The following is a 10,329-nucleotide window of genomic DNA, read 5'->3' on the forward strand; positions in this document are numbered from 1 at the left end:
GCGTGAGCTCTTCGGGTGGTGATAAGCAAATAATCACCCGTTGGACTGCATGCGGCACCGCACCGAGGTTTGGAGTTCGCCGATCCACCCGTTTGCTGACTGCGCCTCATGGTGGCGGGGTGTTCGACGGGGCGTGCGGGGTCCCGCGTGAAGTGCTCGAACTAGCCTGGAACAGTGGCGAGTTGGGGGTAGCCCGGCTTCGCTGGCGGACCCTGTCCGGGCCGTCGCCCCGGCCTCCGACCCCGCGATCCGTGCAGAAAAGTCAGGACACCCGGCTGTTCCTGCTGGAACTCCGGTCATAAATAAGTTGTCCGCCGGGGTGGCCTCCTGCTGTACTTCCGGCATCAGCTGATCGGCCATCGGCCCATCGAGACCCAGGAGACGATCATGCGCGGAACCCCCATGTTCATTCAGACGGAAATTGCCACCGATCTTGAGGACATGAAGCTTCGTGCCCATGCTGAACCTGGGAATTCTGGCGCATGTCGACGCCGGTAAGACAAGCCTGACCGAGCGGCTGCTCCACACCGCCGGGGTCATCGACGAGATCGGCAGCGTCGACGACGGGAACACCCAGACCGACTCCCTCGCGCTCGAACGACAGCGCGGCATCACCATCAAGTCGGCCGTCGTCTCGTTCCCCATCGACGACATCATGGTCAATCTGATCGACACACCTGGTCACCCGGACTTCATTGCCGAGGTGGAGCGGGTGTTGAGCGTGCTCGACGGCGCGGTGCTGGTCGTCTCCGCCGTGGAGGGGGTGCAGGCGCAGACCCGGGTGCTGATGCGGACCCTGCAACGGCTGCGCATCCCCACGCTCATCTTCGTGAACAAGATCGACCGCGGCGGTGCGCAGTACGCGTCCGTGCTGCGGGCCGTCTCCGAGAAGCTGACCCCGGCCGTGGTCGCGATGGGGTCGGTCGACGGGCTGGGGACGCGCAGCGCCCGCTGCACGCCGTACGCGGACTCCGACCACGGCTTCACCTCCCGGCTGACCGAGCTGCTCGCCGACCGCGACGACACTCTCCTCGCCGCGTACGTCGACGGCAGCGCGCCGCTCCCGTACAGCACGCTCCGCGACGCGCTGGTCGCGCAGACCGGGCAGGCGCTCGTCCATCCGGTCTTCTTCGGCTCGGCCATCACCGGGACGGGCGTGGACGCGCTGATCGGCGGGATCAGGGAGCTGCTGCCCGCGGCCGAGGGGGACGTCGACGGGCCGGTCTCGGGCACCGTGTTCAAGGTCGAGCGCGGCTCGAGCGGCGAGAAGATCGCGTACGTCCGGATGTTCTCGGGAACCGTACGGATCCGCGACCGGCTGCCGTTCGGCCGGGGCGGCGGGCGCGATGAAAGCGACGCGCCGGGCCGGCGAGCCGGGCGCGACGACGGCAAGGTCACCGCCGTCAGCGTTTTCGACCAGGGTTCCACCGTCCGTGCCGGGTCGGTCCGCGCGGGGCAGATCGGGAAGCTCCGGGGGCTCGGCGACATCCGGATCGGCGACGCGGTCGGCGTGTCGGACACCGCCACGACCGACAGCTTCTTCGCCCCGCCGACGCTCGAATCGGTCGTCGTTCCCCGCCCTCCGGCCGGCCGGGGCGAACTGCATTTCGCACTCGCCCAGCTCGCCGAACAGGACCCGCTGATCAATCTGCGCCAGGACGACATCCGGAAGGAAGTGTCCGTATCGCTCTACGGCGAGGTGCAGAAAGAAGTCATTCAGGCGACGCTGGCCGACGAATTCGGGATCGATGTCACCTTCCGGGAGACCACGACCATCTGTCTGGAACGGCCGATCGGCACCGGATCCGCCTTCGAGGTCGGGGACACGGATCACAACCCGTTCCTGGCGACCATCGGGCTGCGCGTCGATCCCGCTCCGATCGGCAGCGGAGTGGAATACCGGCTGGAGGTGGAGCTCGGATCCATGCCGTTCTCATTGATGAGGGCGGTCGAGGAAACGGTCCGTGCGACGCTGCGGCAGGGGATTCACGGCTGGCAGGTCACCGATTGCACGGTCACGATGACGCATTCCGGCTACTGGCCCCGGCAGAGCCATTCGCATGCGGTATTCGACAAATCCATGTCGAGTACCGCCGGGGACTTCCGCAATCTGACACCACTGGTCCTGATGGCCGCACTGCGGCAGGCCGGTACCACGGTGCACGAACCGATGCACCGGTTCCGGCTGGAGCTTCCGGCGGACACGCTCGGCCCGGTCCTGCCCGTCCTGGCCCGCCTGCGAGCCGTGCCGCGGACACCGGCGGTGCAGGGTGCGTCGTGCGTGCTGGAGGGTGAGATTCCGGCGGCGCGCGTCCATGAGATGCACCAACAGCTTCCGGCGCTCACTCGCGGCGAAGGTGTCCTGGAGACCGCCTTCGACTCGTACCGGGCGGTAGTCGGTACGGTCCCGGACCGTCCGCGTACCGACCACAACCCGCTCAACCGCAAGGAGTACCTGCTGCACACGGTGCGCGGGACCGCCGGGCAGGGGGATCCCTGGTAGCCGGTGCCCGGGCCGGAGAGGTCCGAGTCCGGCGTACCTCTCCGGACCTGCGCGGCTCCCCCTTCCGACCCGATGTAGGGCACCCTTGGCTGCCGCCCGCCACCGCCCGCAGGGAGTCAGTGCACCGTTGTCCACAGCTGAGATCGCACACGAACAGGACCATCTCGACATGCTCCACGCCCGCGTGGAAGCCCTCCGCGACCACGCCCGGCACCAGCTGACCGGCGTCCTGCGGGAGACCGGCGGGACCCGGCAGGGGCGGCTGGAGCGCGAGGCCGCCGCTGCCCGGTACGCCGGGCAGGTCGTGCGGTACGACGCCGCCGAGAACGGGCTCTGCTTCGGGCGGCTCGATCTGCGGGACGGTGATCGGCACTACATCGGGCGCGTCGGGCTGCCCGCCGAGTCCGCCGCCGACGATCCGCTGCTGCTGGACTGGCGCGCACCCGCCGCCCGCCCCTTCTACGTCGCCACGCCCGCCGCCCCGCACGGGGTCCGCAAGCGCCGCCACATCACCACCCGCGGGGACCGGGTGGTCCGGCTCGACGACGAGGTACTCGACCGCGACGGGGTGCCGGCCGGTGAGCTGACCGGTGAGGCCGCGCTGCTCGCTTCGCTCGACGCCGGGCGCACCGGCCGCATGCACGACATCGTTGCCACGCTCCAGGCAGAGCAGGACGCGATCATCCGCTCCGACCACCGCGGGGTCGTGGTGGTGCAGGGCGGCCCCGGCACCGGCAAGACCGCGGTCGCGCTCCACCGGGCCGCGTATCTCCTCTACACACACCGACAACTGGCCTCCCGGGGCGTGCTGGTCGTCGGGCCCAACCCCACCTTCATCGGGTACATCGGCCAGGTCCTGCCCGGCCTCGGCGAGAACAGCGTCCTGCTGTCCACCGTCGGCGAGCTGTTCCCGGGCGTCCGCGCCGACCGGACCGAACCGTCGGAGACCGCCGAGCTCAAGGGGCGTACGGAGATGGCGGCCGTGATCGCGGCGGCGGTCCGGGACCGGCAGGTACCGGCGGGCACCGGGCTGGAGGTCGAGTTCGACGGCGATGTCGTCCGCCTCGACCACGAGGAGTGCGTGCGCGCCGCCGACGCCGCCCGCGCAACCAGGCTGCCGCACAACAGGGCTGCCTCCGTCTTCCGGCGCGAAATCGTCGCCGCGCTGGCCCGGCGGTCCGTCGAGGCCACCCGCCACCTCGCCGACCGGCTTGAGGCGGACATCGCCGAGGTGCTCGCCGAGGCCGATCTCGACCGTGCCGTACGCGCCGACCTGGACGCGCTGCCGGGGCTGCTCGGCGAGGAAGACTCGGCCGCCGCCCAGGAACGGACCGAGGCGCAGAACATCGCCGACGTAAGGCGGATGCTCGCCTCCGATGCCGACGTACGGGCCGCGCTCGATGACCTGTGGCCGCCGCTGACCGCACAGCAACTGCTGACCGATCTGTACGGCGACCGTGCCCGACTCGCTTCGGCAGCACAGGAACTGACCCTTGCAGAACGGGAGTTGCTGTACCGGGCGGCGGGGCACAGCTGGACCGCCGCCGACGTACCGCTGCTCGACGAGGCCGCCGAACTGCTCGGTCAGGACAACCGTGCGGCCGAGGCCGCCGCCGCGGCCGAGCGGGCGGAGGGTGTCGCGTACGCGCAGGGTGTCCTCGACCTTGCGGCAGGCGACGGTGAGGACGAGGAGAATCTCGCCGGCATGCTCGACGCCGAGACGCTCGCCGACCGCCACGAGGAACGTGCGGTGCGCACCGTCGCCGAACGCGCCTTCGCCGACCGGAGCTGGGTCTTCGGGCACATCATCGTCGACGAGGCGCAGGAGCTGTCCCAGATGGCCTGGCGGCTGCTGATGCGGCGCTGCCCGACCCGCTCCATGACCCTGGTCGGTGACGTCGCGCAGACCGGCGACGCGGCGGGCGCCTCCTCGTGGGCGTCCGCGCTCGCCCCGCACGTCGGCGATCGGTGGCGGCAGGCGTCCCTCACCGTCAACTACCGCACCCCCGCCGAGATCATGGCATCCACCACGGAGGTCCTCGCGGCGCTCGGCCCGGGGCTTCAGCTGCCGCGGTCGGTACGGGAGACGGGGGTGGAGCCGTGGCGCATGCGCACCGAGCCCGGCATGCTGGCCCGCACCCTCGCCGACCGGGCGGCGAAGGAGGCCGCCGCGCTGGAGGACGGCCGGCTCGCGGTACTCGTCCCCGATGCCCGTCGCGACGAACTGGGCGCCGCGGTCGCCGAGTCGGTCCCGGGTGCGGTGTACGGGGAGGCGCCCGATCTGGAGAGCCGGGTGGTGGTGCTGGGGGTACGCCAGGCGAAGGGACTGGAGTTCGACGCGGTGCTGATCGCCGATCCGACGGAGATCCTGTCCCGGTCGACACGCGGCCTGAACGACCTGTACGTGGCACTGACCCGGGCGACACAGCGCCTCGGGATCATCCACGGGGGCCCGGCCCCTGTCGTGCTGGAGGGGACGGTCACGGAACTCACCTGAGGGCGGGCGACCCGCCCCGTAACGGGATCAGGAGCCCGGCCCGTCAAGGGGATCGTGAGCCGGAGTCGTCAGGGGATCGTGAGCCGGACCCGTTCTGTCACGACCGCCAGGTCCTCCTCGATCGCGACAGCAGCCGCCGTGAGCGCGGGCAGCACCGCGCGCCGCAGGTCGTCCAGGGTGCCCCGGCTGGCGTGGGTGGAGACGTTCACGGCGGCGACCACCCGGCCGGTACGGTCGTGCACCGGCACCGCGAGCGACCGCAGGCCCTCCTCCAGCTCCTGGTCCACCAGGGCGTTACCGTCCCGTCGCGCCTGCGCCACGGCCTCGGCGAGATCGGCGGCATCGACCCGGGTGAACGGCGTCAGCGGCTGCACCGAGGCGCGGGCCAGCCGCTCGGCCGCCTCCTGCTCGGGCAGGCCGGCCAGCAGCACCCGGCCCATGGAGGTGGCGTACGCCGGGAAGCGGGTGCCGACCGTGATGTTGACGCTCATGATGCGCACGGTGTGCACCCGGGCGACGTACATGATCTCGTCGCCGGCCAGCACCGCGACGGACGCCGAGTCGTGCACCTGCTCCACCAGCCGGGCCAGATGGGGCTGCGCGATCTCCGCGAAGGTCAGTCGGGAGAGCCGGGCGTAGCCCAGTTCCAGCACCGTGGGCAGCAGCGTGAAGCGGCGCCCTTCACCGGCGGGGGCCGCGTACCCCAGCTGCTGGAGGGAGAGCAGCGCCCGGCGGGCGGTGGCGCGGGCCAGGCCGGTGGCCTCCGCAGCGCCGGACAGGGTGAGCCCACCGGGTGCCGATCCCAGGGCGGTGAGCACGGCCAGCCCCCGGGTCAGCGACTGCAGGAATTCCTGACCCAGCTCCGCCTTGGCGGTGCGTGAGGTGTCCAGGCCGCCGGGTGCGGGCGGCGTGGCCGCCGGTGCGGGGGAGGCCAGCGCCGTCTCCATCCGCGCCCCGTACTCCCGCAGCCGGGGCAGGGCGTGCTCGGCCAGCGACCGAGCGCTGTGCCTGCTGGTGTGACTGACCACGCTGAGCGCACACACGGTGCTGCCGTCGGGCGCGTGCAAGGGGACCGCGACGGCGATCAGACCGGGCTCGATCAGCTGGTCGTCGGCGGCCCAGCCGGCGTCCCGGGCGTCGGCCACCCGCTGCCGGAAGCCCGACTCCACCTCGTCGGGGGCCGGTGGCGCCGGTCGGGGAGGAACCGCGGGGAAGCCGGCGTCGCGGGGGTCGTCGCGCAGCCGGGTGCGCCAGGCCGCTTGCTGCTCGGGGCTCCAGTCTGCGGCGAAGAGGGCACCCGGGGCGCAGCGCTCGGCGGGCAGCAGGTCGCCTATCCGGAAGGCCAGCGCCATGGTGCGCCGTCGGGTGGACTGGCTGATGAACCGCACCCCGCCGCCGTCCGGCACCGCGAGGGAGACCGACTCGTCCAGCTCGTCCGCCAACGCGACGGCGAGCGGTTCCAGGGCGTCGGGGAGACCGGAGCAGGCGAGGTAGGCATTGCCCAGCTCCATCAGGCGAGGCGCGAGCAGCACGTCGCGGTCGTCCTCGATGCGCAGATATCCCAGGTGGGTGAGGGTGGTGACGATGCGGTCGACGGTGGAGCGGGCCAGGCCGGTGGCGCGGACCAGATCCCCGGGGCGCATCCGGGGCCCGGGGTGGGCGGCCAGGGCGCGCAGCACGGCCAGACCGCGCTCCAGCGGTCCGACCGGGTCGCCGCCGGGTGCTGCGGCGGCCGCCTTGGATGCGGTCGCGGCATGCGGCATGCGGTCCTCCTCGTCGAGCCTCCGGGGTGTCCGGAAACCGTACCCGGCGGGCCCTACGGCCGCGCGGGGCGGCCGGGCCCCCGCTCCCGCTTCACCTGCGCCGACGGGGTGACCGGCGCCCGGGCCCGGGCGACGCCCGCGGTGCGTGGCCCTCTTCCGGCCTCGCACCGCCGTTGCGTCCGCAGGGGTTCAACCGATGTGCAGGCCCGCGTAGTTCTCGGCGAGCTCCGCGGCCGCGTGCCGGGACGACGAGACGCGGTCCAGCTGGGAGACCTGGAGCCGGGTCTCGAATGCGCTCTGACCCGGGTCGGTGTGCAGGGTCGTCGTCATGAAGTACGAGAAGTGCTCCGCGCGCCACACCCGGCGCAGACAGGTGTCCGAATACGCATCGAGCAGCTCGGCGGAGCCGCTGTCCTTCAGATGGGCGAAGGCCCGGGCGAGCACGACGACGTCGGAGACAGCGAGGTTGAGCCCCTTGGCACCGGTGGGCGGCACGATGTGCGCGGCGTCGCCGGCCAGGAAGACCCGGCCCCAGCGCATGGGCTCGGTGACGAAGCTGCGCATCGGCAGCACGGCCTTGGAGGTGATCCGGCCGCGTGCGAGCCACCAGTCGCCGTCGATCGCGAAACGGGCGTCGAGCTCGTCCCATATGCGGTCGTCCGGCCAGTCGGCCGGGTCGGTGCCGTTCGGGACCTGCAGATACAGCCGGCTGACCGTGGGGGAGCGCATGCTGTGCAGGGCGAAGCCGCGCGGCGAGTGGGCGTAGATCAGCTCGTCGCAGGACGGCGGGACATCGGCCAGGATGCCGAACCACGAGTAGGGGTAGACCCGCTCGAAGGTGCTCATGACACCGTCCGGCACCGCCCTGCGGGTCACGCCGTGGAACCCGTCGCAGCCCACGATGTAGTCGCAGCTGAGCGTCCTGTCCTGGCCCTGGTGGGTGTAGTGGATGACGGGCCGGTCCGTGTCGGCTCCGGCGACCGCGTTCACCTGGGCCTGGAACAACAGCGGGGCGCCGTCCACCACCTGAAGGGCGATCAGGTCCTTGACCACCTCGGTCTGGGCATACACCCACACCTTGCGGCCGCCCGTGAGCGACGGGAAGTCGATGCGCTGTGACCGGCGGTCCCAGCGCAGCTCGATGCCGTCGTGGACCAGACCCTCGCGGTCCAGCCGCTCGCCCGCACCCGACTCCCGCAGCACGTCGACCGTGCTCTGCTCGAGGATGCCGGCGCGCTGGCGCTGCTCGACGTAGGTGCGGTCGCGGCTCTCCAGAACGACGCAGTCGACGCCGGAGTTGTGCAGGAGCCGGGCGAGCAGCAGGCCCGCGGGGCCGCCGCCGATGATGCCGACGGTGGTGTGGTCCATGGCGGTCAGTTCTCCTCTTCGAGAATGCGGTTCGCGACGGCGAAAGCGGCGTTCGCTGCGGGCACGCCGCAGTAGACGGCCGACTGGAGCAGGACTTCCTCGATCTCCGCGGGGGTGAGACCGTTGCGCCGTGCGGCCCGCACATGCATGGCCAGTTCCTGGTGGTGGCCGTGGGCCACCAGCGCGGTGAGGGTGATGCAGCTGCGGGTTCGGCGGCTCAGCCCGGGCCGGGTCCAGATCTCGCCCCATGCGTAGCGGGTGATGAAGTCCTGGAAACCGGCGGTGAAGTCTGTGGTGCGGGTGATCGCCCCGTCGACGTGCTCGTCGCCGAGCACGGCGCGGCGCACGGCCATACCGGAGCCGTACCGGGAGGCGTCGTCGGCGGGCGGGGCGGCATCGGCCGCGAAGTGTCCCAGCAGGGCGGCCAGCACGGGCACCGGACGCTCGACGTTGGCGAGGTGCGCGGCGTGCGCCACCTCGGTCAGGGCCGCGCCGGGGATGCCGTCGGCCAGCTCGCGGGCGTGTGCGACGGGCGTCGCGGGGTCCTCGCGGCCCGCAACGACCAGGGTCGGCGCGGTGATACGAGGCAGCTCGGCGCGCAGGTCGAAGCAGGCGAGTGCGTCGCAGAGCCCGGCGTAGGCCCCGGGGTCGGCCGCGGACAAGTCGTCGACCACTGCCCCGGCGGCCGGGGAGGCCGCGAAGGACGGGGTGAACCAGCGGGCGAGGGCGGTCTTTGCGACCGGGCCGGTGCCCTCGGCGCGGACCAGCGCCGCACGGTCGGACCAGCCCTCCGGCTGACCGAAGCGGGCCGAGGAGCAGAGGATCGCGAGCGAGGTGACCCGCTCGGGGTGGTGCACGGCGAGCCAGGTGCCGACGGCGCCGCCGAGCGAGATGCCGGCGTAGCCGAACTCCTCGATGCCGAGCTCGTCGGCGAGGCCGAGGACCAGCTGCCCGAGGTCGGCGACGGTGCCGCCGTCGGGCAGCAGGCCGGCCGGGGAGCCGCCGTGGCCGGGCAGGTCCCAGCGCACCACTCGGTGGGTCCGGGCCAGCGCCGGGGTCTGCGGCTCCCACACGGCCAGCGAGGTGCCGAGCGACGGGCCCAGGATCAGCGGCGGGGCGGAGTCCCGGCCGTCCACGCGGTGGTGCAGCAGACGCTGCGCGGGGGCAGAAGTGCTCATGCGGTCTCCTCGTGCTGGGTGTGCGGGGCCGTCCGGTGGGCGGTGGGTCGCGGACGGCTCGCGGCCACCGGTCGGTGCCACGGGGCCGGGGCTGTGCGGAGCCGTCGATGTCCGACGCTGCGTCAGGGCGGGTCATGGGCAGTGGCGGTGCGGTGTCAGGTCGGCTTCCGGGCGGCGCCGGTGCGGCGCAGGGCGCGGTCCACGAGGGCACCCGCGGAGCCCGCGTACTGCGTCGGGTCGGTCAGCTCGCGCAGCCGGTCCTGCGGAAGGACACCGGCGATGCCGGGCTCCTCCCGGAGGGCCTCGTCGAGTTCCATGCCCTGTTCGAGGGCGCGGCGCGAGGCCCGGGAGAGCGCCTGCCGGGCCTCGCCGCGGCCGATCAGCGCCGCCAGCACCGCGGCGAGCCGCTCGCTGATGATCAAGCCGTCGGTGGCGTCGAGGTTGTCCCGCATCCGGTGCGGATGGACGCGCAGGCCTTCGGCCAGTTCGGCGGCATCGCGGGCGGCTCCGCCGACGAGACGCAGGGCCTGGCGCAGGGGTTGCCACTCGGCGTGCCAGGCGCCGGCCGGGCGCTCGTCCTCGGCGGCGAGCCCGGCGTAGAGCACGGACACGAGGGCGGGGACCTGTCGGGCCGCGGCGGCGATCAGCGTGGCGCGGACCGGGTTGGCCTTGTGCGGCATGGTGGAGGAGCCGCCGCCGCTGCCCTCGCCGAGTTCGCCGATCTCCGTACGGGACAGCAACAGGACGTCAGCGGCGAGCTTCCCGAGTGCCCCGGAGGTGAAGGCGAGGGCGCCGGCCAGGTCGGCGACGGGGGTGCGCAGGGTGTGCCAGGGCAGCGTGGGCTCGGCCAGTCCGGTCTCGGCGGCGTAGCCGGCGAGCAGCCGCAGGCCCAGGTCCGGGCCGGGATCCGGGCCGGCGGTCGCGCCGTCGGCCTCGGCGAACGCGTGGAAGGCCGCCAGGGTGCCGGCCGCTCCGCCGAGTTGTGGGGGGGGGGGGGGGCGGCGCGGCCCGCGGCCGTGC

General features: G+C 72.7%; 6 protein-coding genes. 2 read left to right on the top strand and 4 right to left on the bottom strand.

Annotated elements, in window-relative coordinates:
- The first annotated feature begins 451 nt into the window (after positions 1–451).
- The gene (locus tag ABZV38_RS24485) at positions 452–2,503 is read left to right on the top strand and encodes a translation factor GTPase family protein (RefSeq protein ID WP_356330222.1); all 2,052 of its coding nucleotides are present in this window, start codon (positions 452–454) and stop codon (positions 2,501–2,503) included.
- Positions 2,504–2,630: 127 nt separating this feature from the next.
- Positions 2,631–5,000 carry an ATP-binding domain-containing protein gene (locus tag ABZV38_RS24490; RefSeq protein ID WP_356330223.1) on the top strand — a complete coding sequence of 790 codons (2,370 nt, stop codon included), beginning with the start codon at positions 2,631–2,633 and terminating at the stop codon, positions 4,998–5,000.
- A 68-nt stretch (positions 5,001–5,068) separates the two neighbouring features.
- Here the strand turns inward: ABZV38_RS24490 and ABZV38_RS24495 are convergent, their stop codons facing one another.
- The 4 genes from ABZV38_RS24495 to ABZV38_RS24510 all read right to left on the bottom strand — a co-directional run.
- Positions 5,069–6,763 carry an IclR family transcriptional regulator C-terminal domain-containing protein gene (locus ABZV38_RS24495; RefSeq protein ID WP_356330225.1) on the bottom strand — a complete coding sequence of 565 codons (1,695 nt, stop codon included), beginning with the start codon at positions 6,761–6,763 and terminating at the stop codon, positions 5,069–5,071.
- Positions 6,764–6,952: 189 nt separating this feature from the next.
- Positions 6,953–8,131: a 4-hydroxybenzoate 3-monooxygenase gene (locus ABZV38_RS24500; protein WP_356330227.1), complete on the bottom strand. Its 1,179-nt coding sequence runs from the start codon at positions 8,129–8,131 to the stop codon at positions 6,953–6,955.
- Positions 8,132–8,136: 5 nt separating this feature from the next.
- A complete protein-coding gene (gene pcaD, locus ABZV38_RS24505; RefSeq protein WP_356330228.1) occupies positions 8,137–9,309 on the bottom strand; it encodes a 3-oxoadipate enol-lactonase in 1,173 nt (390 codons plus the stop codon).
- Positions 9,310–9,464: 155 nt separating this feature from the next.
- Positions 9,465–10,329: lyase family protein (locus tag ABZV38_RS24510; RefSeq protein ID WP_356330230.1), on the bottom strand; the 865-nt coding region annotated here is incomplete at its 5' end.

The organism is Streptomyces sp. NPDC005181, assembly GCF_040608395.1.
In the GTDB taxonomy this organism is placed as follows: Bacteria; Actinomycetota; Actinomycetes; order Streptomycetales; family Streptomycetaceae; genus Streptomyces.

What these genes read in the sequence shown, in the direction of transcription:
- ABZV38_RS24500 (WP_356330227.1), bottom strand. Translation starts at nt 8,131, where the DNA reads ATGGACCACACCACCGTCGGCATCATCGGCGGCGGCCCCGCGGGCCTG.
- ABZV38_RS24495 (WP_356330225.1), bottom strand. Translation starts at nt 6,763, where the DNA reads ATGCCGCATGCCGCGACCGCATCCAAGGCGGCCGCCGCAGCACCCGGC.
- pcaD (WP_356330228.1), bottom strand. Translation starts at nt 9,309, where the DNA reads ATGAGCACTTCTGCCCCCGCGCAGCGTCTGCTGCACCACCGCGTGGAC.